The sequence below is a fragment of the Empedobacter tilapiae genome, from assembly GCF_004785645.1.
GTDB lineage: Bacteria > Bacteroidota > Bacteroidia > Flavobacteriales > Weeksellaceae > Empedobacter > Empedobacter tilapiae.
On record NZ_SRPE01000019.1, the window covers coordinates 1 to 23,525 of the forward strand.

At 29.5% G+C, this 23,525-nt stretch carries 20 protein-coding genes; 6 read left to right on the top strand and 14 right to left on the bottom strand.

Annotated elements, in window-relative coordinates; translation table 11 throughout:
* A partial coding sequence (locus E4J94_RS17215) for an RNA polymerase sigma factor (RefSeq protein ID WP_135837018.1) occupies positions 1-445 on the bottom strand: 445 nt, incomplete at its 3' end.
* A 1,273-nt stretch (positions 446-1,718) separates the two neighbouring features.
* Here E4J94_RS17215 and E4J94_RS17220 point away from each other — a divergent pair.
* Positions 1,719-1,940: a helix-turn-helix domain-containing protein gene (locus E4J94_RS17220; protein WP_135837019.1), complete on the top strand. Its 222-nt coding sequence runs from the start codon at positions 1,719-1,721 to the stop codon at positions 1,938-1,940.
* Between the two features lie 576 nt (positions 1,941-2,516).
* On the opposite strand, the gene E4J94_RS17225 is transcribed toward E4J94_RS17220, so the two are convergent.
* The 9 genes from E4J94_RS17225 to E4J94_RS17265 all read right to left on the bottom strand — a co-directional run bounded on the left by E4J94_RS17225 (position 2,517) and on the right by E4J94_RS17265 (position 14,569).
* A complete protein-coding gene (locus E4J94_RS17225; RefSeq protein WP_135837020.1) occupies positions 2,517-2,960 on the bottom strand; it encodes a DUF4265 domain-containing protein in 444 nt (147 codons plus the stop codon).
* Between the two features lie 6 nt (positions 2,961-2,966).
* Entirely contained in the window at positions 2,967-3,875 is a 909-nt protein-coding gene (locus E4J94_RS17230; RefSeq protein WP_221411307.1) for an RHS repeat-associated core domain-containing protein, read from the bottom strand.
* A 353-nt stretch (positions 3,876-4,228) separates the two neighbouring features.
* Positions 4,229-4,540, bottom strand: a complete 312-nt coding sequence (locus E4J94_RS17235) for an immunity 53 family protein (protein WP_135837021.1) — start codon at positions 4,538-4,540, stop codon at positions 4,229-4,231.
* A gap of 1 nt (position 4,541) precedes the next feature.
* Positions 4,542-5,480 (bottom strand): RHS repeat-associated core domain-containing protein, encoded by a 939-nt coding sequence (locus tag E4J94_RS17240; protein ID WP_135837022.1) that lies wholly within the window; start codon positions 5,478-5,480, stop codon positions 4,542-4,544.
* Positions 5,481-5,535: 55 nt separating this feature from the next.
* Positions 5,536-5,919: a hypothetical protein gene (locus E4J94_RS17245; RefSeq protein WP_135837023.1), complete on the bottom strand. Its 384-nt coding sequence runs from the start codon at positions 5,917-5,919 to the stop codon at positions 5,536-5,538.
* A gap of 23 nt (positions 5,920-5,942) precedes the next feature.
* Positions 5,943-6,362, bottom strand: coding sequence for a hypothetical protein (locus E4J94_RS17250; RefSeq protein WP_135837024.1), 420 nt, complete (start codon positions 6,360-6,362; stop codon positions 5,943-5,945).
* Positions 6,355-9,804 carry a DUF6443 domain-containing protein gene (locus E4J94_RS17255; RefSeq protein WP_221411308.1) on the bottom strand — a complete coding sequence of 1,150 codons (3,450 nt, stop codon included), beginning with the start codon at positions 9,802-9,804 and terminating at the stop codon, positions 6,355-6,357. Before E4J94_RS17255 ends, E4J94_RS17250 begins: the two co-directional genes overlap by 8 nt.
* A gap of 11 nt (positions 9,805-9,815) precedes the next feature.
* Positions 9,816-13,052 carry a hypothetical protein gene (locus tag E4J94_RS17260; protein ID WP_135837025.1) on the bottom strand — a complete coding sequence of 1,079 codons (3,237 nt, stop codon included), beginning with the start codon at positions 13,050-13,052 and terminating at the stop codon, positions 9,816-9,818.
* Between the two features lie 2 nt (positions 13,053-13,054).
* On the bottom strand, positions 13,055-14,569 hold the full coding sequence (locus E4J94_RS17265) for a T9SS type A sorting domain-containing protein (RefSeq protein WP_246034370.1): 1,515 nt from the start codon (positions 14,567-14,569) through the stop codon (positions 13,055-13,057).
* A 238-nt stretch (positions 14,570-14,807) separates the two neighbouring features.
* Here E4J94_RS17265 and E4J94_RS17270 point away from each other — a divergent pair, with 238 nt between their 5' ends.
* Positions 14,808-15,110, top strand: a complete 303-nt coding sequence (locus E4J94_RS17270) for a helix-turn-helix domain-containing protein (protein WP_135837026.1) — start codon at positions 14,808-14,810, stop codon at positions 15,108-15,110.
* Positions 15,111-15,352: 242 nt separating this feature from the next.
* On the opposite strand, the gene E4J94_RS17275 is transcribed toward E4J94_RS17270, so the two are convergent.
* Genes E4J94_RS17275 through E4J94_RS17285 form a run of 3 tightly spaced genes read right to left on the bottom strand, consistent with a single transcriptional unit; the run spans position 15,353 to position 18,476 of the window.
* Positions 15,353-15,940 carry a hypothetical protein gene (locus tag E4J94_RS17275; protein ID WP_135837027.1) on the bottom strand — a complete coding sequence of 196 codons (588 nt, stop codon included), beginning with the start codon at positions 15,938-15,940 and terminating at the stop codon, positions 15,353-15,355.
* 2 nt (positions 15,941-15,942) lie between these two features.
* Entirely contained in the window at positions 15,943-17,430 is a 1,488-nt protein-coding gene (locus tag E4J94_RS17280; RefSeq protein WP_135837028.1) for a thiol-activated cytolysin family protein, read from the bottom strand.
* Entirely contained in the window at positions 17,427-18,476 is a 1,050-nt protein-coding gene (locus tag E4J94_RS17285) for a thiol-activated cytolysin family protein (RefSeq protein ID WP_135837029.1), read from the bottom strand. Before E4J94_RS17285 ends, E4J94_RS17280 begins: the two co-directional genes overlap by 4 nt.
* A gap of 143 nt (positions 18,477-18,619) precedes the next feature.
* Between E4J94_RS17285 and E4J94_RS17290 the strand changes: the two genes are divergently transcribed.
* Positions 18,620-19,870, top strand: a complete 1,251-nt coding sequence (locus tag E4J94_RS17290) for an aminotransferase class I/II-fold pyridoxal phosphate-dependent enzyme (RefSeq protein ID WP_135837030.1) — start codon at positions 18,620-18,622, stop codon at positions 19,868-19,870.
* Positions 19,871-19,898: 28 nt separating this feature from the next.
* Positions 19,899-20,558, top strand: coding sequence for a TetR/AcrR family transcriptional regulator (locus tag E4J94_RS17295; protein ID WP_135837031.1), 660 nt, complete (start codon positions 19,899-19,901; stop codon positions 20,556-20,558).
* Positions 20,559-20,685: 127 nt separating this feature from the next.
* On the opposite strand, the gene E4J94_RS17300 is transcribed toward E4J94_RS17295, so the two are convergent.
* On the bottom strand, positions 20,686-21,522 hold the full coding sequence (locus E4J94_RS17300; protein WP_185145656.1) for a helix-turn-helix domain-containing protein: 837 nt from the start codon (positions 21,520-21,522) through the stop codon (positions 20,686-20,688).
* Positions 21,523-21,609: 87 nt separating this feature from the next.
* Between E4J94_RS17300 and E4J94_RS17305 the strand changes: the two genes are divergently transcribed.
* Both E4J94_RS17305 and E4J94_RS17310 read left to right on the top strand, forming a co-directional pair.
* The gene (locus E4J94_RS17305; protein WP_135837032.1) at positions 21,610-22,557 is read left to right on the top strand and encodes an NADP-dependent oxidoreductase; all 948 of its coding nucleotides are present in this window, start codon (positions 21,610-21,612) and stop codon (positions 22,555-22,557) included.
* 12 nt (positions 22,558-22,569) lie between these two features.
* Positions 22,570-23,523, top strand: a complete 954-nt coding sequence (locus tag E4J94_RS17310; protein ID WP_135837033.1) for an alpha/beta hydrolase — start codon at positions 22,570-22,572, stop codon at positions 23,521-23,523.
* The last annotated feature ends 2 nt before the right edge of the window (positions 23,524-23,525 follow it).

Below are 23,525 nucleotides of genomic sequence, written 5' to 3' on the forward strand. Positions count from 1 at the left end.
AGAGTTCAATCAAATGTTTTCTTTCAACACTTAATAGGGGTAATACTTTTATAATTTCATCAAAATAGTGCTGTTGTCTATCATGGTCGATTAGGTTTTGAATATTATCTGCGGGATCATATCCAGCCAAATAACTTTGATAATTCTCATAACTTTCTAGCGAACTCACGCTCCTAAAAAACTTATTCTTCGGTTTACGATAATGCGAATAGCAACTGTGTTTCATTACAAGTTTCAAAAAGAAAAAGATATGATCAGGAGATTCAATTTTCTCACAATATTCCCATAATTTCAGAAACACATCTTGTACCAAACATTCTACTACAAATTCATCATCAACTATTTGTTTACCAATCCAAAAAAGTAACCTTTTATGTCTTACATAAATTTGATCCAAAGCTATGGGATCACCTTTTTTTAATAATTCAATTTCTTTTTCTAGCATAATAAGGGTGGTTTATTTATTAAGTTTTACATTTATTCTTTTTTATTGCCACATTGAGAGATTTTCGTTTCATAGAAAAAGAAAATTGTATCGAAATGTCCTTTTCTTTTCTGTCATTTCGAGGTATCAAAGAATATTTTGTCACTTTTTTTAGTCAAAAAAACTAACGAAAAAAGACTTGGCTGTAAACCTCTCTACTAAAAATGTTCTCATTCCACTAAAGATTTTACAAACCCTACGGGCTAAAACCTTTTTAACGCTCCATTTAACCATTTTCTTAACGTGAGAGTTTTAATGCCAGTTTATTCATCCTTTTTCAATATTCAAATTCGTTATCTCTTTCAAGAACGAATTCCAAAACCGTCATTGCTGAAAAGTCGAGTGTCAATTCGGCGTAAGGAGCGTTAAAAATGATTTACTGTTCGCATTTTATATGCGAATGATTTAAAGCATTTAGCGAATAGCCATTATTGACCGACTTGTAAGCATAGACTTGACTTTTTTGGTTCGTTTTTGTGTCAAGACAAAAATGAACATATAATTATTAATCAACTTGTAACAATTTTTACCTAAGCTCCACTGGAGCTTCTCCTTTTAATTTCAAATTCTTAATCTCAAATGTTTTTTCATCAAGGTTCCTCGTAGGGCATATGAATTCATTTGAAATAATAATAACTCATGAATAAAAAATGAACAAATAATCATTTTCTTATTATCGTAATTATGTTCAGAACCTCATCTCGTTGTCATTCTGAACTCATCTCAAAACCTCATCCTTAATCTGAATACATACTACTTTTTACATTTTACACTATACATCATAAATACTACATTTTACAATTCTAAAATCTCAATACTAATAGCTAACATCTACTATTAGAATCGAATAACCGTCTGTGCATTTCTTTATCCGAAACACATATTTTTAGAGAGAGTATTTTACTTGATTTGTAGAGGAATTAAACCAAGTATATCGTATGAAGTCCAATGCGATTGTTATGGAAGAAACGACCAAAACAAAAAAGGCGTGGAGCTCATCTTAAAGCATTAGAGGTACTGGTATACCGCGCAACAACAAGAGAGCCCACGCCTAGGTCGTGAGCAAAACTACTTATTTTTTCTCGTTGCTACAAAAATTACCAGTTTTCTAATGCGAGATCAAAGTAATAAATACTTTTATTTTTTAACTATCTGAAAACAAATATAATAATATTATTTAATATTCGGATATAAATCCGAATTTTTTTTTTAAATAACTCTTTCATTTGTTTAAATGAATGATAAAAATAGAAAAATAGTAGAGTTTATCAGGGACAATTGGTTATCTAAAGATCAAAGTAATTTGTCTTTTGCTACTTCACATGGTATTGATGAAAAAACTGTAAGGTTAATTAAGGAAGATGAAAATTATAATATAAGCTTAAAAACAATTTTACGAATTTGCGAAGCTCGTGAGATTAAATTATATGATTTTTTCAAATTAGTAAACATATAAAAGACTCTTAATGTCGCTTTTATTTATTAAACTTTCGTTAATTTATTATTGCGTTTTAGATAATTTTTGTAGTAAAGAATCATTGGTTTGCAATGTGCTTTCCAGTTTATACAGACATAATTCATTAATTTGCACCTCCTCTTTCTTGCACCCCATCAGTAAAGTAATAAATATTAATGCTGTAAAGTAGAAGTAAATCTTACTATCTATTGAATACTAATTTACATTATTACACATTCTAAAAACACTTTACACAACAATGTATACTTCTTATATTGTCATCTATATTTTATAATAACAAAATAGTCTATTTATTCGAGGTTTGTTCGAGTGTCCTTCGACAATGGTTCGAGAAAAAGTATGTTTTGTCGAACAACAGTCGAACAACGGTCGAAGGATTGTCGAAGAAGATAGGTTAAAACACAGCTTTATTTAGGTGTAATATTTTTTGCGTTAAACAATATGAATTGAGAGAACTTTATAAAATAACAAAAGGCAAACCGAGGTTTGCCTTTTGTGTTATTGTGAATTAATACGTTGTGTAAAAACAACACATCTGGAACACTACCCCTATATTTAATTTATTTGTTTAGAGTGAATATCTGAAAGACAAGCCTCTCTATAATCCAAAATATTTGTATCAAACAAAGTATCTAAATATTCTTTAACTTTAGTATAATTAACATTAAAAGGAACATCAATTGCTAAAATTTTTTGATTATGCATTCCTTCCCAAGAGCATCCAAAAGATTCTATTTCTTTTGTTGTATTTTCTACAAATTCATCTTTAAAAAAAACAATCTGTATTGTACTATTTCCAGATGTTTTTATAATCTCTTCAAAGTATAGAACTCCTTCATCATCTTCAACCTTTATTATGTCATTATATGCAATATTTGGAGCGAAAAATGGGATGTTTTTAATTTGGTAAAGATTGTTCCCAAGGGAATCAATCCATAAAGTTTCTTCAGATAAATTATCTTCTAAATCGTAATAAGTAATAATTACTTTATTTTTCATATATCTTTAATGCTTTTTAAGGTTACACCCTCTACATAAAACTTGACCATTATCTGGAGTTCCACTTCCTCCTTCTCTTTTCCTTATAATATGGTCTACTTGAGTTTCATTTTTAGGAGGAGTTACACCTTTCTCTGATTTTTTAGCAGGTACAGTTTCTGTTTTACAACCAACACAAACAGTTTTCCCTCCATTTTTTTCTTTATTTACATCTATTACAGCTTCTTTTCCAGCTTTAGTGAAATCCATTCCATCTCTTGGTTTTAGGCTTAATTTAGCCGCTCTTTGCTCAGCTTTAGATTGTTCGTTTGTTGCTTCTGTTTCTGCACCAGATGTTGTTTCAGTTGATTTATTATCTGCTTCATTTTTAGAATCATTATTTAATATATTCCATGCAGCATTTAAACCAGAAGCTATACCTGAAATGATTTTCCCAAAAATACTTTTTCCAGAATTTTGATTAAACTCATTATTGATACTATATACAGTAGATGCAGTACCAATTATTATAGTTTCACTTAAGCTAATTGTTAAAATTTCTGGAACTTGTGCTCCAGAGTTTTGTGTATGTGCAGTTCCTAGAACTACCCCTCCTGCGCCAGAAGCAGCTAATGCTTCTAATAAATAAGGTGCCAATTGAAGCTCTAATCCTTCTAGTTCAACTCCGGATCCCATTTTATTTTCTTGAAAATTGTAATGAGATTGATAAGCGTATTTCTCAGAAAGAGGGTCAACATTAAAGAATCTACCAATAGCAGGATCATAATTTCTGTATTTAAAAGAGTACCATCCTAATCCAAGCTCGTCTTGTAACTCTTGCCCTTGGTATTTGTACTTATAGTTAGTATTCGCAAGATTGGTATTGTTGTATCCACTATGTTTTAACCCAAATGGATAATAGTTGTTTTCTTCCAATACTTTTAGCGTACCATTTGCTTCTTTTTGGTAGCTTAAACGTACACTCGCTTTGCTCGGGTCATTTCACGAAAAGCTTTATCAAAGCTTTTCACTCATGAATCAAAATGATCCGTGTAATTGTACACATAGTTAATCTTATCTCCTCCGCGACAATCTGGCTCGTTCGCTAAAAATGTTTACAAAACATTTTTTAACACTCTACTCTCAAAGAACTTCTGTTGGTAAATTTAAGAAATTATACCTTAAAAATGTAGCAACTTTATAAAATAACAAAAGGCAAACCATAGTTCGCCTTTTGTGTTATTGTGAATTATACGTTGTGTAATAATAACACGTTTGGAACAGTACCATTAAAAATATTTTTTAAACTCCTTAGGATTATTAGTTTGATAATCTATGATTTCTTTTAAAACTTCTAATAATATTTTAAAAGAAGTTGGATCACAAGATCCATTAAACTTACTATCTTTTATTTTAAATCCAATCCACTTAGAATTAAAATCTCCATATATAGACCAAGAAATATCTGCTACAATATAATTGTTTATATCTACAGAAATATCCCATCCAGGGTTATCTAAAGTTTCTATTTTAATCCCATAATAATGCTCCCAATCTCCATCACATTGAGATTCATACCAATTTTGTAGCCAATCAATCATTTTAATTTAAATTTTTAGGCATATCCTCGCCTGGGATAGCAGGTCTAACATTACCTTTTTCTTGAACATGAGGAGTAGGAATACTTTCTCCGTTTTTATTTTTGTGAGAATTACCTTGGTAATCTACCCTTTTTTCTGTTTCGAATCCTTTTCCTTTCGAGTTTTTATTAGGGTTATTTTGGTTGACTCTATAAGTAGTATTTCCTCTTTCATTAATTACAGAATGATCACCTTCTGCTTCATCAGAAGCTGTTCTATTATTACTTCCTCTACCTGTATTAGTCTTAGAGGATTCAGTGTTGATTGTCTCAGAAGCAGTATTTGAATCATTGTTAAATATTCGACCAATACTCTTTCCAATTGATGTTACACCATCTACTATTCTATCCCATAAATTTCCTTTAGAAGAACTTGAAATTGTGGCTTCTTGTAATTGTATCGTTTGGTCTAAAGGAATACCTGTTGTAGAGATAGATGCACCAACAGTACCTGAAGCACTAGTTAATCCCGCACTTGTAGCTGTCATAGTCGTCGAAAAACTTGAACCAGCTGATGCGTAATAACCTGTTTGAGCGGTACCAAGAGTTAATGTTGCTTCAGAATAAAATATTCCTAACATAGGACCTAGCTCTAAACCTTCTAATTCTCTACCAGAGCCTAATTTATTTTCAGCAAAATTATAATGAGATTGATAAGCGTATTTTTCAGAAAGAGGATCTACATTGAAGAATCTCCCAATAGCAGGGTCATAATTTCTGTATTTAAAAGAGTACCATCCTAAGCCAAGTTCGTCTTGTAACTCTTGCCCTTGGTATTTGTACTTATAGTTAGTATTTGCAAGATTAGTATTGTTGTATCCCTTATGCTTTAACCCAAACGGATAGTAATTGTTTTCTTCTAATACTTTTAGTGCACCATTACTTTCCTTTTGGTAGCTCAATCGTACACTCGCTTCGCTCGGGTCATTTCATGAAAAGCTTTATCAAAGCTTTCATTCATGAATCAAAATGATCGGTGTAATTGTACACATAATTAAAAGCTGTACCACCTGTTACATTCACATACCCTTCTGCTGTTGGAAAAAATTGTAAAACTGACTGATTTCCTTTTCCTGCTGCTTGAGAATACTGAAAACCATTCAAATAATAGGTCGTCTCAGCATTTGATAACAGATTCTTCTGTACATACTTTGCTAATTTTACACCGCTAGCATCATACACATAACTAATCTTATCCCCATTTCCCCAAAGAACTTCCGTAGGTAAATTTAAGAAAATAGTCCCGTTTACAGAATTTATAGACTTCTTTATAAAATAACAAAAGGTAGACCTGAGCCTACCTTTTGTTTTAGCCTGAATGATTAATATGTTGCAAGACAACAATATTTTTGCAATATTGTCCTTTATTCATAAACAATTTTATTTGAAAATTGATTTATTTGTATATCATTATTGCAACCATCAATTACAAACCTTTTCCCTTTTGATAATGAAATTGTTTTTTTTTGAATTTTATTATTTTTCTCAATATATAATGAAATTTCTTTATCTAAATCTATCTTATTGCTATATAAGATATCCTTTTTGTTATAAACTTTTATGGTATTATCAGAGAAATAAATAACTCTTATTGGAGTTAAATCCAATTCATCATCTGTTTTAATAACTAAATTTTTAAATATTACTTGTTCATTTATATATAAAGAAACTTTATCTGAGTTGAAGCAACTTGCAAATCGAATCATAAATTTATTATCCATGTTATTGTTGACAGCACATGATGATAATATTAACAATATTATTATACTTAATTTATTAATCATCTGTTTTCTGTTTTCCTCTATTTAACTTCTTATTAGAATATAAAGACTCAATCATTGTTAATTGCCACTTGGTTAGCTTATTTCCTTGATTTGAAGTCCCAAATTTATTTAGATCTCTCTGTTGATGCATAAGATTACCTGAATAATCATTAGTTGAAAAGCTTTGAAAATGGTTTCCAATCTTTTTTATAGGTTTACCAAATGTACCAGATTGCATTTCATCTTTAATATGTTTTAATCCTGCTGAGTGGAATGTTTCATGTGCCGCAGTGGTTCCATCGAAATTTTTATCTAAATAAATATAATTCTGTCCCCTTGCAGCAAAACCCATAACTTTTTCATCATCAGACAATTCTTCTCCTTTTAAACTTCCTATATCGTCAACAATTCTATAAACATGATCGTTACTAGCTATTTCAGACTCATCATTTGCCACTGTTATATCTGCTGTTATATTGATTCCAAATTTATCATCTTTAGAATCTCCTGAATATGTTATTTTTCCAACTAAGGAATTTACTATTCTTCCATTAATTCTTTGCATCTGTTTATCGGATAAACCTTTTGAAGTATTATCAATAACTTTTCCCTTGACTGAAATATTTATTCCATTAATATTTCCTTCTTCATCCCTATCCCATGCTATAATTATTTCTTTACCATTAGGGTCTGTATATAAAATAGGAGAGTTTAAAGCAAAAGAATATGGTGTTATCCCATAATACTTCTCCGCAAGCGGATCAATATTAAACCAACGACCTATTGTTGGATCGTAATTTCGTGCACCATAATCATACAAATTAATATTAAAATCGTCTTGCAATTCTTTCCCATTATATTTGTACTTATAGTTAGTATTCGCAAGATTAGTATTGTTATATCCACTATGTTTTAATCCAAATGGATAATAGTTGTTTTCTTCTAATATTTTTAGTGTTCCATCAGTATTCTTCTGGTAGCTCAATCGGACATTACCCAAATGGTCGGTGTAATTGTAGACATAGTTAAACGCTGTTCCGTTTGTTACATTTACATAACCTTCTGCTGTTGGAAAAAATTGTAAAACTGACTGATTTCCTTTTCCTGCTTCTTGAGAATATTGAAAACCATTCATATAATAGGTCGTCTCAACATTTGATAGCAGATTCTTCTGTACATACTTTGCTAATTTTACACCGCTAGCATCATATGCATAGCTGATCTTATCCCCATTTATCCAAAGAACTTCCGTAGGTAAACTTAAGGAATTATACGAAATCTTCGTAATTCCTTTGTTTAAATCTTGAATTAAATTTCCATTAGCATCATAGGCGTAATCGTTCCCCGAAGTATTTCCATCTATAAAACCTACATCTTTGTACCCGGGATTATCCGTTACAGCCAGCAATTTATTTGAGTTCGCTTGATAGGTATAATTCGTATCATCTATCCAAACCATATTGTTAGAGATATCCTGCTCACCTGAACGAGTTATTCCAATAATATTCCCATTCTTATCGTACCCCTTGATAATTTCATTATAAGCATTAACTATCTGATTAGCACCTTTGATATAAGTACCTTCTCTTAATCGATTAAGATTATCATATTGATAATTATAACTTCTGATGATATTGTCCGAGGCTTTCCAAATAGCTTCATTAATATTACCATTGTACAAAGGTTTGAATCTTTGAGGTTCCCATGTCAAACGAGTTACTTTATCATAATTTAAACGAAATGAAAACAAATCTTTATACGTTCCTGTTTCCGTTACATCAATATTATTGATATCCGTTAACCATCCACGAATATTATACTTATAATCCACTTTTTGTAAAGGCGTAGACGAATTGGTGTTTCCTACTTTTTTCGAAGTCAATTGATTAATCTCGTTGTAAGAGTTCTGAACAATATATTCCTTTGGATTATTATTGATCTGATGAGTTTGATACTTCAACAATTCATTGGGATAATAATCAAATTCTTCTTTTATTGTAATTTCATTACTTATGTATTCCGCTAACATATGTTTGGTTACGGTATTTTTAACTTTACCTCTAAAATCTAAAACAGAAGCTGTTGTTTGATAACCTCCTAAATAATTATCTAAATGTGAAGCTATAGGACGTATATATTTAGCATCATAATATGTATAGGATTTGTTCCACGTTGTTTCTCCCAAAACATTTATATAACTCGCTACAGCTAAACCTTTGGTTTTTGTATCATCAGCTCCAATTACATTTTGATTATCTATAGACGAAGGTGTAACTCCTAAATTTTGATAATGATCGTAATAATTAACAGATTGAACTATTAAGCTTCCATTTGGAAATTGTGCATTGGTATAATAAATACTCTGTCCATTATTAGCAAATACAGACGATACTCTTTCCTCATTATTAGGAGTTTTTTTATTGTTCAACGCGGTTTGCATTGAACCTCGTGAGGCTGTATTTTTAAAGAAACCTGAATACACCATTCGTCCAAACTTATCGTATTTAAAGAAAGTCCATCCTTTTTCAACCGCCGTTCGTTGATTGATATCTTGTTGTAAGGTTAAACGATCTTGGTTATCATACACCATAAACTCTCTTCCTTTGCCCGGAAGTTGTTTTTCTACTAATCTGTTTTTTTCATCATAAAAATACTGGTAGCCTAATTCAGCAAGATTATTTCTATAAGAAATTATATTTCCATGATCAGTATCAATTAATTTAGGAGGAAGAACAAAAGTTAAATTACCATAAATATCATACACATAATATGTATCATGATTGCCAGAAGAATTTCCACTAATTGCGGGAATATTAATTCTTTTCAGAACGACTCTCCCTTCTTTATCTTTAAATTCTTGTATTGGTTGACCATTCTCATCTGTTGTCACAGTTTTATATAACACACCTTTTTGATAGGTGCTATTTAACGTTAAAGTTGGATTGGTAGTTGGATTGTCTACGCCAAATTTGTAAACTTCTCCATCTACATTCGTATCATAACCAAATCTTATTTCGTGTGCACCTTTTTTCCAAGAATTCCCTGGCGCAGCTTGTGCTATTACTCGATTCAGTGGAGAGTTCTCAAACGTTTTCTCAGAGAATGGTGTTGTATCCCCTGTTAATGTAGAATAAAACGAATTTCCATTAGCTGAAGAACTGACAATAGTGTTAGCTGCTGATGTTATTGGAAATGGTAAATATTCTTTGGCTTGACGTCCAAAACCATCATATTCAAATGGGGTTACAATCGTTTTTCCAGTAGGAGAACCGCCTACTTGTAGAATTTGTTTTTCGCGTCCTAAACCATCAAAATAAACAATTGTTTCTTTCTTCTTAGAACAATCTGTTTCTAAACATTCAACTGTTTTAATGTAATTCTCTGTAGATGTTTGTGCATATACACTACCACCTCCTATAGTTAGAAGCGTACCGTATATAAAATTTTTATAAAAGTGTTTCATTTCGCTTGAGCTTAAGGTTGTTTGTAGTTGTACTGGAATGTTTTTAAAACCTCTTGTTTATCATTTCTGATATCTTGCAAACGATTAGCAGCATCATAGTTGTAATATTCTGTCTGTCCATTTGGTCCTGTAATACTTGTTACACCAACAAGTGGTTTGTACGTATAGGTTGTTATCATCGCATCAGGAATTAATGTTCGAATAGTCGATTGTTCAGCAGCAGTCAAGGTTCCGCTTTGTATTTTAGTTAGATAATTTGCTAATTTACTTGTAGCATTTGCAAACGTTGAACCTTCAATCTTAGCTACTGGATATTGACCATTGTATCCCCAAATAATAGAAACTTGAATACCGTTTTCTGGAGTATATTGTGTTAGATTACCTTTTTCATCATAGCTGTCGTAAGTGATTTTGCGGTTATTATTTCCGTCAAATACATTTGATCCTTTTTTTTGATGTATAGCTAACTTTTGGATAATTCCGTTGAATAGATTATACTGATTATGAACTTCTGAAATATATACTCCATCAACACTTTGTTTCACAATGACTGGTTCTGCAATACGATTAGCATCTGTCAACTCTTTCATATAATATTCTTGCCCTACCAAATCTGGTGGATATTGATATTCTGTCGTTAGGGTTTCGCCTTTACTATTTTGAGTGGTTTTAGAATTTAGATAAAAATAATTTGGTTTATTTGAATAAATATTTGAGGTATTTTCTTCAACATAAGATGAATTATTGAAATATTTTTTATTGTTTACACTAATGTTTTCAATAGAAGCAGAATTAATCCAATTCATGGTCTTTTTTATGAAATATGTTTTATCATCAGGTAAAGGAGAATATTGTAAAGATTTTGGAGCAATATCTAGGTTAACGCTAAAAGAAACAGCAGTTTTTTGGGCATTCATTCCTGTATTAAAAGTAGTTAAATCATTTCTTAATTCATTAAAATTATACTTAAAATTAGATTCTTCTAATAGGTTAGATTTTTCATCTTTTATTTTTTTATTTAATAAAAGACCATCTTTCCAATCGCTATAGTCGCTATTAATAAGAGAAAAAACATTAGATAAATTATAATAATTATTAAGACTGAATTCATATTCAGTACTTCCTCCTTTTGAATATTCAATAACATAAGGATAGGCAATACCTTTAGAAGAACCATAGACGTTTGCTGATTGGTTACTATTATGTATTGTTATGATTTCTTCTATATCAAAACTTTCTTGTTGGTCAAAATAAAGTTTATCTTTAAATTTAGGGGCTATATTCAAATAAAGAATCGGTTTATCTAAATAAGCAAAGGGTTTAAATTCATCATCTTCATATTTACCATATTTAAACTCTCTTTTGTTTTCTAATGTAGAATTAGCATTATAATCTGAGATACTTTTGATTCTTAATCCAGGATAGGTAGGAATCGTGCTAAACATAATCATGTACTTATACTTTAATTTTAAAGGAATAGAACAACGACATGGTTCAGGACTGGTATCTAATAGTTGTACACCACCTTCAAATAGTCTAGTTAGATCACCATATATTGTTCCCATTTTGGGAGGACCATCAAAACCGTCTATTCTTTTTCCTTGACTATTTAGGTATCCAAAACACATTGTTTCTTGAATATGATTAGGAGTTGTATCATTATTCTTACAAGTATTATCAAAATTATACTCTATATATGGTTCAGCATCTGGTGCTAATTTAGATATTTCGATCAAATCTTGGTATGTAAACTGAAGTGTTCCTTCGGAATAACCTTCGCTGTTGAATTCAAGTGTTTTATAGGTACGGTGTCCATAATATCCTGATGCAGTTTTCGTTTCTTCTCCTATGGGGTTTTCGTACTTAAATACTTTATATCCTCCAGTAGGATAGGTTATTTTAGATAAACTTCCTATTTGAGTGTATATAGAATTAGGACTTCGATCACGTTTATTATTAATTCGGACAAAATCATCTTGGTTATATTGAATACCATAGTTTATAGTTAAAGGTATATTGGACTTTCCTGTATTATTTAAGCTATTGATATACCCCCAATGATCATCATTAAAAGAATTCCTTCTAGGAAATTGATAGGTTTCATTGTATTCAAATTTATGATATGTGTTGTCAAGATTATTATATACATTGACAAGTTTTAAACGGTAATCTTCTGGTGTTTTTGGGGTATTATTATTTGAAAAATATTCATAATTGAAAGTATATTCTTTAATAATCTTTAATTGTTTATCTTTAACAATAATCTTTCTTAAAGCTATACCTAAACCATCTATATCGATACGATTAGGATTTCCATTTATATATAAACTTGGTGTATCATTGGAATAAGTGAAAAAAATATCTTCAGTTTCAGTTTCTATTTTAGAAATTAATTTTTCTGTGTTTGCAGTATTTTTTTCTTCACATTCATAAGGAATACGAAGTTGTTCTCGCTGATTAATCTGTTGAATTTTACGTAAATGAGCTTTTTCATAAACAAGTAAGTCATTATATCCAAAATCCTTATTATAAAAGAAATTTATTTTTTTATTATTAGGAGTAATGATTTCAGTTACTTTAAATAAATTTCCCTCTGCGGAATTATCAGTAAATACAATATTCTTCTTGGCAAATAAATATTTATTACCAGCTGAATCTGTAATATCTATAGTATTGTCAGGATTAAATACTATCTGATCATTATTATAAGGGATAGGGATGCCTTTTTTATCATCTTTTATAAAGCTACCAGATGAAGTAGGTAGATTATAGGAAAACAAATCGGGTTTGGTGTCATATATTCCTTCTAATATTTCTCCTACTTTCACTCTTAATCCTGAATTCTCTGCTATAGGAGCTAAGCCTCCATTTAGAGCGTCATAATCATTGAAATCTTTTGAATAGAGAGGAGTTTTAAAATCATTTTGTCCTTTTATATCTTGGTTAATAGAACCAGTTATATTTAAAGACCAACCTAATCCTACACTACTAGCTACTTCATTTAATTTAATTCCTGATGTGTTATAAGATAGGTTAATAGGAATATTTACTCCATCGATATTGATTGAATGAATAGGAATAGAAATATTTGCTTGTCCTCTAAAATAGTCAACTTCAAGATCAGTTATTTTAGAAAGAGCATAAGCATCAGGAGTAGTAGGTATAGGTATTATATTAGTATCTTGACCATAATTTTTAATCCCAACTAAAAAAGCTAACAAAGCAAGTAGCACTACATTTTTCTTCATAATTACTTTTTAATAATTTTAATAGATTCTGTCTGGTTGTCAGTGTTGATTTTTAGGATGTAAACACCAGCTGGATAATTACTCAACGAAATAGGTGTTGAACGGTATTTCACCTCTTTGGTTTGCAAATATTGTCCTGTTAAATTGTAAACTTCAATCGTTGCTTTTTCAAACTCTTTGTTGATTAAAACATTCACAATATCACGCGTAGGATTTGGATAGGCTTCGATATAGGTACGTTTTTCTGTAGAAGATTTATCACCTAATTTCACTAAATAAAAATCGGATTGTCCATTACTCCCTTTATCTTCTTGTGTTGAGTTTCCAAATAAAATAACTGAACCATCACGTGTTGTAATCGCTTTTTCAAGGTAATTGAATCCTTCTTCTCCAAATTGTTTCTTCCAAATTTCTGAACCATTTTCATCAAAAGTTTTAGCGATATAATAGCTTTCTATTGAATGATTGTTAGATTTTAACTGTTCTAACGTAGAGATTTTATTCGCTGTAAAAAGGTATTTATTGTCAATCAATTTGATTTCTGTAATAGACAAATCATTCTCTATTTCCAATTCGGTTATTTTCTGAGTTTGAAAGTTAAAATCGGTATGAATAACCTTTGGTTTTAACTTATTTTCAACCTTTTCTAGAATTGAAAACAAATAACCATTCTTATTTTCTTGAAAAGAAATCAATTGATTGTCTGTATTCAAATTTAAATTTTGCTCTGAAATTATTTCACCTTTTTGATTAATCTGAACAATCCAAGTTCCATTAGATGTTTGATCTATCGTTTTATTTCCACTTATAGGAGAATTCGAATTACCTACTAAAATAAAACCATCTTTCGTTTCTATAACCGATTTGATTTGATCATCAAAAGAACCTCCAAATGTTTTTTCCCAAAGGATTTCTCCTTTTTCATTTAGCTTGATGATATAATAATCATTTCCTCCAAAATTTTCGCTCTTTTTGTAGGAAGAAGGCGTTGAATTAGAATTAGCAGCAATTAAATATCCTTTATCCTTTGTTCGAATAATATCTACAGGAATATCATTCCCATTTCCGCCAAACGAATTTTGCCACTGTATTTTTCCTTGTGCATCTATTTTTATAGCCCAAATATCTTCGTTTCCTTGGTTTTCACTCACTTTATCACCAGATTTAGAAGATGTAGAAGCTCCTGCTAAAACATAGCCACCATCAGAAGTGGATTGGGCGGCATATAAAAAATCTGAACCATTCCCGCCAAACGAGTTTTGCCATTCTTGTTTACCATTTTCATCCATTTTCCAGATAAAATAATCTAAACTTCCTTGATTTTTCTTCTGGATATCTCCTGTTGCATTAGATGCTGAACTACCTAAAATCAAGAAACCATAATCGGGTGTAGAAATAGCATTGTAAAGATATTCTGCCTGTTCTCCTCCTATAGATTTTTCCCACAACACATCTTGTTGTGCTAAAATAGTATACATAGAAAATAAACAGAAAACTGAGAGTAGAGTTTTCTTCATATAAATTAAATTTTATTTTTCGCAAAATTAGTCCTTTTTAGTTTATTGATTTATATTATAAAAGAAGAATAATATTGATTTAATTCATAAAAGTTAAGTAGTCTATTTTTCTAAGATTCCTATTAAGAAGAATAATGTTAGCATAAAAGTGTACTATCTAATTACTATTAACCTATTCTAATAAACCATTAGCTGCTAATTGTTTTTTAGTGATTAGTAGCTTTTTAAACTCAAACCAATGAAAACCAAAGTAAACTACAAAACACTTTATACTGATATTATAAATGATCATTATCCTTCAAAAAAATCAGTTTGTCAAGAAATACTGAATAAAAAAACTTTATTTATACTTGATACTATAGAATTAAATAAATTGATTTTCGAAGATGAACACAATAAAAATATTGAAGTAAATCAAAAATTCAAATCTTATTCGAAAAAGGAAATTTTATTAATATTAGATTATCAGAAAACACATAATTTAAACAATTCTCAATTAGCTAATCATTTTAAATTAAGTAGAAATACTGTTGCTAAATAGAAAAAGATACTTATTTGACAAACAATATTTAGCATATATCTACTTTTAAATTTGCAATATCTATCTAACATAATTTTAAAATAATAAATACTATAGTATTTATTAAATAAACCCAAAGTATATGCTTTGGGTTTAGTAGACTTTTATGCTATAAAAAATATGCTTATCATATAACTATAAAGTTACACAAAAAAGTTTTTATTTTTATTTACATAAAAGATATATATGAATTAGTTTAAGTTCTATTTTGTAAATGTATATTCAATGTTGCACCAAAAAACAAACTCATCTTTAGAAGTTAGTACTTTAGGTGATGAAATAAATAATGGAAACATATCATTATAAGTTATTTTACCATAATTAATACCTTTTGAGTATAAGATTTCATTTGTTTCTTTATTGCTTATAATTAATGAACTTTGAAAATTTTTGTAAATATTTAAGGATTTATTTGTTTGATCTACATATCCTAAGATAATTTTTTTACGATCTTTCTCAATTAAAATGTTATTTCCATCTTTCGTATACTTATACTTTTGTATAGAAAGATTTTCATTAATAATAATCGAATCTTTTTTTAAGTGAATGATTTTTATTGATGGATCATTATAAAAAGACCATTGTTTTTTAAAAAAAGTATCTGCTTCCTTTGTATATTCATTTCCATCAGTGCCTTTATAATATTTTAAATCTAAAATATTATAATTATTAGAAAACTTATAAATTTCTTCCTTATTAGATTCTGGATTTGGTTTTACAGGTATTGAATCGTCATCATTAGTACATGAAAAAATAATAAATAGACTTGGTATTAATAATAAATGTTTCATAATTAATTTAAAGGTATATAATTAAATTTTTCATCAGATAAGACCTTAAATATAATAGTTTTTTCATATTGCAAATGATTTCTAGGAGAAGGTCCTGAATTATAAATGATTTTATGTCCTAGATCTTTAAAAGTACCCATTTGAGTATTTTGTATTAAATTTGTCACTTGCTCATTAGTATTTGATATAATAGAATTTCTATCACTCATTCTTCTTATAGTATGAGTAGTTTCACTTAAGTTAATATTTATATATGGTGAGGCTATAACAGGTATTTTACTTCTAGATTGATAAAAATATAATCTCAAGTCACCTTCTTTACGTTTTAATTGACCATTTGCATATTTTTCTTCTTTCAAATTTTCAAAAACTAATTCAACATATAAAGGAGCCTTTTTTATATCAAATTTAAACTTCGTTTTAACAGGAGAGTTATCATTAAGATAAGAATAGGAACAAAATATAGGAACACCAGGACTCTCTTTAGTAAATATCCCTTGAGAAATATGTTGAACGAACGCTTCATATCCTTTAAACGTTTGAACAGCCGTATTAGCATTACCTCCTAATAATAAAAGTTTAAAATCAGCTGAATTAATTAATTTTAATTCTTCTTTAGAAAATGTACTATTACCACTTTTAAATAATTTTGAAAAAGTGGTATTAATTATTTTTGAAGCTTCTTCTGAATATTCATCAGTTTCTATTGCTAAAACTCCCATTCTACCATAAGAAATAGAACTAACATATACAGGTTCAACACCACCATCATCAAAATTTCTATCTTTGACTAAACTTCCATTAGGAATATCCATATCTAATGTGAAAGATGTCTGATAAAATTTCACATAAAATCCAGTCCTCTTCGCAATCATATGACCATATTGATTTTCAGTAGTCGATTGCTTATTAAACAATTTTCTTGTATCTACATTTGAACCAAAAGCCACTTTTAATTCATCATAAGAAGAAAATTGTTCTATGCTATAACTCAATTGGCCATTTTGAGAAAAATTTGCCGTTTTGAGATATTCATTAACTAGAGTTCTTAATGATGACAATGACGGTTGTTCCATTGTAAATCCTGCTTCATAATTTGTTGCAGGTATAGATAATGAAACTCTAACAGGATTGATGTTGGCAGATATTGGTACAAAGCCTAAATCTTGGATAGAGTTTCCTTTTAATAAAGAACCTGGAAATATATATCGTTGTAGATGTGGTAAAATAATAGATTCAGATGACTCAAATTCTACAGCAGTTTGAAATTCATCCTCACCAGTTAATGTGTTAATTTTACTATTGATTAAATTATCATTTAAAATATTTGATGGTTTTGTTCCAAATGAAGTGATTTCAATTAAGTTAACAGATCTATTACCGTTTGAATTTCTATTAATAGAATAAGTATCATTTAAATCTTCATTACAACCTACTGTAATGATACTTACAAATACTAGTAAAAGAGTCTTTAATCTTGATTTTATCATTCTATACTAAATTTTGTAAAAAATATTGAATTATCAGATGCATGACTAGCTGAAAAATAAATAGGAACACCAGGAACTTCAGCGGTAAATTCTCCACCATTTACTATAAAATCAGAAAAACCCTTGTACCCATTTACTATCTGAGTAGCATCTGTTCCTTTACCTCCTAATACATAGGTTTTTAATTCTGATTCTTCCAATACTTTTTTACTTTGTATATCAATGCTTAATTCTCCATTAACAACTTTCGCTGTAAATGCTGCTTTCAACGCAAATAAAACTTCATCGAAACTATAATTAGATTCTAAAGCCAACACTCCCAATCTTCCATACGTTATAGAGCTGATATAAACAGGATTATGAGATGCTGAATTTTGTTTATCTAAAGGATTTAGGAATATATTACCATCGTAAGGTAAATCCATATCTACTGTAAAATTTCGATGTATAAACTTAGCAAAAACACCTGTTTTCTTTTTTATTGAATGAGAACTTCCACTAGCTTCTAATTTAAACAGACTACCTACATTTACGTTTGCTCCAAATGCTAATTTAGCTTCTTCATATTTAGAGAATTGCTTAATGTCATATTCGAAAGATAAAGATTGTTGTCCACTAAAATTAACATCTCTTGTAGCTTTATTAACTGCTGCTCTCATAGCAGATAATGAAGGTCTAGAGATTGTACTTTGTATAAAATCTGTTGGAAAAGAAAATGATATATCAATTGGTTTTAATTGAAAAGGGGCTGGACTATAACTCGAATTATCAATTGTTTCAGCATTTAATAAAGAACCAATAAATGTATATTGTGGATAGGTTACAATAATTTGATCGCTTGAAATTGTATTTGAAGTTCCTTTATTAAGTTTAGAACGGGAACTATAATCATATTGTAAAGATTTTGTATCAAGTTTTACTTCAGGATTAAAATTACTTAATCGAGTTTCTTCATTATGTACATTAGTATCAGTATCATCATCTGATTGGCAGGAATTAAAAATTAAGGATGTTAATACAAATGATAAGATAGATAATTTTCTCATGCTTTATTTTTTTGCAAAAATATAAATATATCTCTAACAAGGGATATATTTATTCTATAAAGTTAAAATTTTAACATAACGACATATTACGTTTATAATAGTTGCTTATAAGTGATATATTTGAGCCGATAGAAAATATAAAAATGAAAAAACACAATAATTTATTAAGTTTTAAAGATTTCGAAAACATCCCAGGTCTTAACATTAACGAAAGAGCAAAAGAGCATATAAAATACCTTATACACTTGAAAAACAATGATTTTATGAATTACAGATTATTAGTTAATTCTGGTTGTAATTCAGAAATAGAGTTAATAAAAAATGAAAATACAAGTACCTATATTAGCTTTGTCAGTAATGATTATTTAGGATTCACACAACATCCTGAAGTAAAAAATGCCGTAATAAAAGGTATTGAACAATATGGAACAGGAGCAGGATCTTCACCTTTAATTGGAGGATATTATTCCTTTCACAAAGAATTAGAAGATAAATTATGTTTTTTCTTTAAACGTCCATTAGGATCTTCCCTTATTTATACAACAGGATATACTGCTAATAGCGCTACACTTTTATGTTTACTAAAAAAAGAAGATATTGCTATTGTTGATATGGCTGTACACGCTAGCGTATATGAAGGTTTAATAGGTACAACTTCAAAACGATTTCTTCATAATGATGTTGAATCTCTTGAACGAATATTAAAAGCTAGTAAAGATAATTTTAGAACTAAACTTGTTATTATTGATGGAGTTTATTCACAAGACGGAGATCTTGCTAAACTAAATGAAATAATAGAGATAACTCATCGATATGGTGGATTAATAATGGTAGATGATGCGCATGGTGTAGGAGTAATAGGAGAAACAGGAAGAGGAGTTTTAGAATATTTTAATTTACTTGATAAAGCTGATTTTATCACTGGTACATTTAGTAAAACATTTGCTAGTATTGGTGGATATGTTATAGCTAATCCTGAAATTATTTCCTACTTACAATTTCAATCTCGACAATACGCTTTCTCTGCAGCTGCTACACCAGCTGTTAAAGGTATAACAAGAGCTATTGAATTATTAGATGAAGAACCTCATTGGCAAAAACAATTATGGGAAAATATTGATTATTATAAAAAAGGGTTATTAAATATCGGTTTAGAAATAGGAACTACAAATTCAGCTATTATTCCTGTAAAAATTGGTGATACGCAAAAAAATTCAGAAGTAGGAAAGATTTTACTTAAAAATGGTATATATACCAATCCTATTATGTATCCTGCTGTATCATTAAAAGATTCTCGCATTAGAATGAGTATAATGGCAACACATACAAAAGAACAACTAGATAAAGCGTTAAATGTTTTTGATTATATTAATAAAAAATTGCAAATTGCTTAATCTTCTCTCTTCCTTAAAATAATATAGTATGAACCAAAATAATGATAAAAATTTAAAAGTAAGAAAAACAACTTCTGGATTGATTAGAGACAAATCTCGTACCATGGCGAGAATGGTTGCTGCTGTCGGAAAAGTTTTACAAAAAAAAGGTTATACTGGATTAGATGCTCCAAGTGTAGCTAAAGCAGCTGGAGTTGATAAAAAACTTGTTTGGACATATTTTGGAGGGTTAGATAATTTAGTTGAAGAATATATCGAACAACGTGACTTTTGGAAAAGTATTTCGAAAGAAGAAATAAAAAAAATTACAGAAACTCCCGAATTTATAAATCAAAATGATATAAATAACATTTTACAGGGACAACTTGAAACTCTTTTAAAAGATAAAGTTTTACAAAAAATAATCCACTGGGAATTAGGAGAAAGCAATAAAACACTTCGAAAAATTGCAGATAAGAGAGAAGAAATGGGAGAAGTTTTATTTTCTATAATAGATAAACAATTTGAAAATAGCAATGTTGATATTAGAGCAAACTTAGCTATACTTATCGGAGGTATTTATTATTTAACGCTACATGGAAAAAATAATGGAAGTCTTTTCTGCGGAATAGACATTAATGATGAAAAAGGCAAAGAAAGGATATCACTAGCTATCGAAAATATTATTAATAGTTCTTATTGTAAGTAAAAGATTAATTTTAACCAAAAAGTATAAATAAAAGGTTCTTTACGAACCTTTTATTATTCAAATTCTTATACAGAAGAAAAGATAAAAAAAACAGCATAGATTATTAATCCTTTTATAGAAGAATACATTAAATAGATAAAGATGCTATTCTATATTTCTTCAAGCTTATGCCATGGTACCTTTTGAAAAATTTATTGATATGACTCTCATCTATAAATCCAAATTCGTCAGCTATTTCATGCACTCGTTTATCACTAAATCGTAACCGATGTTCGATCAGTCTGATACGATAAGAAGATATATACTGTTGAATAGATTCATTACAATGTTTTCGAAAATAGTGGCCAAGATAATTCGGAGACAAACCAAACTTTTCTGCAATTACAGCAATCTTTAATAATTCGGGTTTACAGATATTTGCTTGTATATAATCTAAGATTTCCATTAAACGAATATCCGTAGTTGATGAAATCTTTGGCGGATTGATAATCGCTATATTTTTAGCTACAAGTACAATAATAGCATGCACTAAATGATGCATAAGTTCTTCTACATATAAGCTTTGATGTTCAGAAATCATTCTTAGATTTCCCATCAAAGATGCTATCATAATTTTATCATCTGCATTAAGAACTATCGCACCTGGCAAATGAGAAGTATAATACAATAAACAAGCAATATGCCCTTTATCTTTGAATTGATAGTGATTAATATATTGTTCTCCAAAGCGAATAACCATAAATTCACAAGTACCTTCTAAATCAAATTCATGACAGTCATTGGGTGCTAAAAGAAATAAATCACCTTGAGAATAAGTAAATTTATTTCCATTAACTGTATGAAATCCTCTTCCAGAAATAACATACACCATCTCAAAAAAATTGAACTGTCTATCACGTAGTGGACAATCATCTACTTTTTCATAAAACACTTCCAATGATTGATACATATTCTCTTTTGCCATAGCGTAAATATACTTAAACAAACACTAAATGTACCTGTTTTAAATTATTTTTCAGGTATAATTTTGTTAAATAAAGTAAATAAAAACATGAAAGCAATTGTATTAAATCAATTTGGTAGTGTCGAAAATCTCCTTTATAAAGAGATTGAAAAACCTATTATAAAAGAAACTGAAGTGCTCGTAAAAGTAAAAGCAATAAGTATAAATCCTGTAGATATCAAAGTTCGTAATCGTGAAGCTCCATTGGCTGAAGAATTAGTAAATGTGAATCCTTTGATATTAGGTTGGGATATTTCGGGAGAAATCGTAGAAATAGGGAATAAAGTCAGTCAATTTAATCTAGGAGACGAAGTATTTGGTATGGTAAATTTTGTTGGGCATGGAAAAGCCTATGCCGAATATGTTGCTGTTTCTCCTAATCATATTACTTTAAAACCTCAAAACATAAACCATACAGAAGCAGCAGCAAGTACTCTAGCAGCTTTAACAGCTTGGCAAGCTTTTAATAGTTATGGTAAACTTCGACCAAAAGACAAGATCTTAATTCATGCTGCTTCAGGAGGTGTAGGTCATTTTGCAATACAAATAGCAAAACACATGGGAGCCTATGTAATTGCCACTTCTTCTGCCGCTAACCATGATTTTGTAATAGGGCTAGGTGCTGATGAATTTATTGATTATAAAACTGTTCAGTTTGAAAATACACTACAAGATTTAGATTTTGTCTTGGAAGCAATAGGCGGTTCTAATTTTCAAAAATCTGTTAAAGTATTAAAACCTTTTGGAACAATTGTTACACTACCATCTGGGCATTCTTTAGAAGATGAATTAAAAGCGCAAGAGAAGAATCTACATGCATGTTATTTTATGTCCGTTTATTCAAGTGGACAAGATATGGAACACATCGCCTCTCTATTGGAAATGGGAGTTTTGAAACCATACGTCTCTCATGTCTTCGAATTTAATGAAATGGCAAAAGCTCATTTACAAATTGAAACTGGTCATACAGTTGGTAAGGTCGTTGTTAAATTATAATTGTTTTGAATAGTGAATAATACTAAAAATATAGATTTCGAGCTTTGGCAAGCAGTATCAAACAGTCCATATAATACCATTAATTACGAAGATTTATTAGAAATAAATCCTTCAAAAATTAGAACCGAAGAACTGAAAATAGCAACAAAAGAAACTTCATTACATATTCCAAAACAGCTTCAAGTTGAAAATATAGAAATTCCTTCGGCTAATAAAGCAAGAAAAATTAGAGTAAGAACCTATCAACCTAAAAACAAAAAAGACTTACCTATACTTATCTACTTTCATGGCGGAGCTTTCATATATGGAACACCTGAACAATATGATTTTATATTCTTCAAATTAGCTTTGGATGTAGATATGCTAATTGTTTCTGTAGATTATCGCTTAGCTCCTGAAAATCCTTTTCCTGCAGCATTGGAAGATGGATACGAGGTTCTACTATGGTTAGCTCAATATGCTAATCGAATAAATGGAGATAACAACAATATGTTAATTGGAGGAAGTAGCGCTGGTGCAACAATTGCTGCATCTCTAACGCATTTGGCACGAGATAAAAAAGAGATTACAATTCAACACCAATATTTACTCTATCCGCCTTTTAGTCATCTTTTGGACACTCCATCGATGAATGAGTTAGCCAATGCTCCTATGCAAACTAAGAAAGCTGCTAAATTAATGTGGAAACATTACTTAAAAGAGCAAATATACAATCTGCCTAAGTACGCTGTTCCATTAGAAGAACATAATTTTCATGATTTACCAAATGCAACAATCATCGTTTGTGAATTTGATCCATTGAAAGATGAAGGAAAATTGTATGCGCAAAAATTAAAAGATGCTAATGTATCAGTCAACCTATTAGAAATTAAAAAAGCTATCCATGCATTCGATTTTTTTGATTGTCCTATATCAAACAAATTTTATCAACAGCAAGTCAAAATATTAAAACAAATTTTAAAATAAAG

Coding starts and splice junctions, on each gene's coding strand:
- E4J94_RS17265 (WP_246034370.1), bottom strand. CDS start 14,569: ATGAAGAAAACTCTACTCTCAGTTTTCTGTTTATTTTCTATGTATACT.
- E4J94_RS17270 (WP_135837026.1), top strand. CDS start 14,808: ATGAAAACCAAAGTAAACTACAAAACACTTTATACTGATATTATAAAT.
- E4J94_RS17260 (WP_135837025.1), bottom strand. CDS start 13,052: ATGAAGAAAAATGTAGTGCTACTTGCTTTGTTAGCTTTTTTAGTTGGG.
- E4J94_RS17300 (WP_185145656.1), bottom strand. CDS start 21,522: ATGGCAAAAGAGAATATGTATCAATCATTGGAAGTGTTTTATGAAAAA.
- E4J94_RS17280 (WP_135837028.1), bottom strand. CDS start 17,430: ATGATAAAATCAAGATTAAAGACTCTTTTACTAGTATTTGTAAGTATC.
- E4J94_RS17305 (WP_135837032.1), top strand. CDS start 21,610: ATGAAAGCAATTGTATTAAATCAATTTGGTAGTGTCGAAAATCTCCTT.
- E4J94_RS17275 (WP_135837027.1), bottom strand. CDS start 15,940: ATGAAACATTTATTATTAATACCAAGTCTATTTATTATTTTTTCATGT.
- E4J94_RS17235 (WP_135837021.1), bottom strand. CDS start 4,540: ATGATTGATTGGCTACAAAATTGGTATGAATCTCAATGTGATGGAGAT.
- E4J94_RS17255 (WP_221411308.1), bottom strand. CDS start 9,804: ATGAAACACTTTTATAAAAATTTTATATACGGTACGCTTCTAACTATA.
- E4J94_RS17250 (WP_135837024.1), bottom strand. CDS start 6,362: ATGATTAATAAATTAAGTATAATAATATTGTTAATATTATCATCATGT.
- E4J94_RS17225 (WP_135837020.1), bottom strand. CDS start 2,960: ATGAAAAATAAAGTAATTATTACTTATTACGATTTAGAAGATAATTTA.
- E4J94_RS17285 (WP_135837029.1), bottom strand. CDS start 18,476: ATGAGAAAATTATCTATCTTATCATTTGTATTAACATCCTTAATTTTT.
- E4J94_RS17295 (WP_135837031.1), top strand. CDS start 19,899: ATGAACCAAAATAATGATAAAAATTTAAAAGTAAGAAAAACAACTTCT.
- E4J94_RS17290 (WP_135837030.1), top strand. CDS start 18,620: ATGAAAAAACACAATAATTTATTAAGTTTTAAAGATTTCGAAAACATC.
- E4J94_RS17220 (WP_135837019.1), top strand. CDS start 1,719: ATGAATGATAAAAATAGAAAAATAGTAGAGTTTATCAGGGACAATTGG.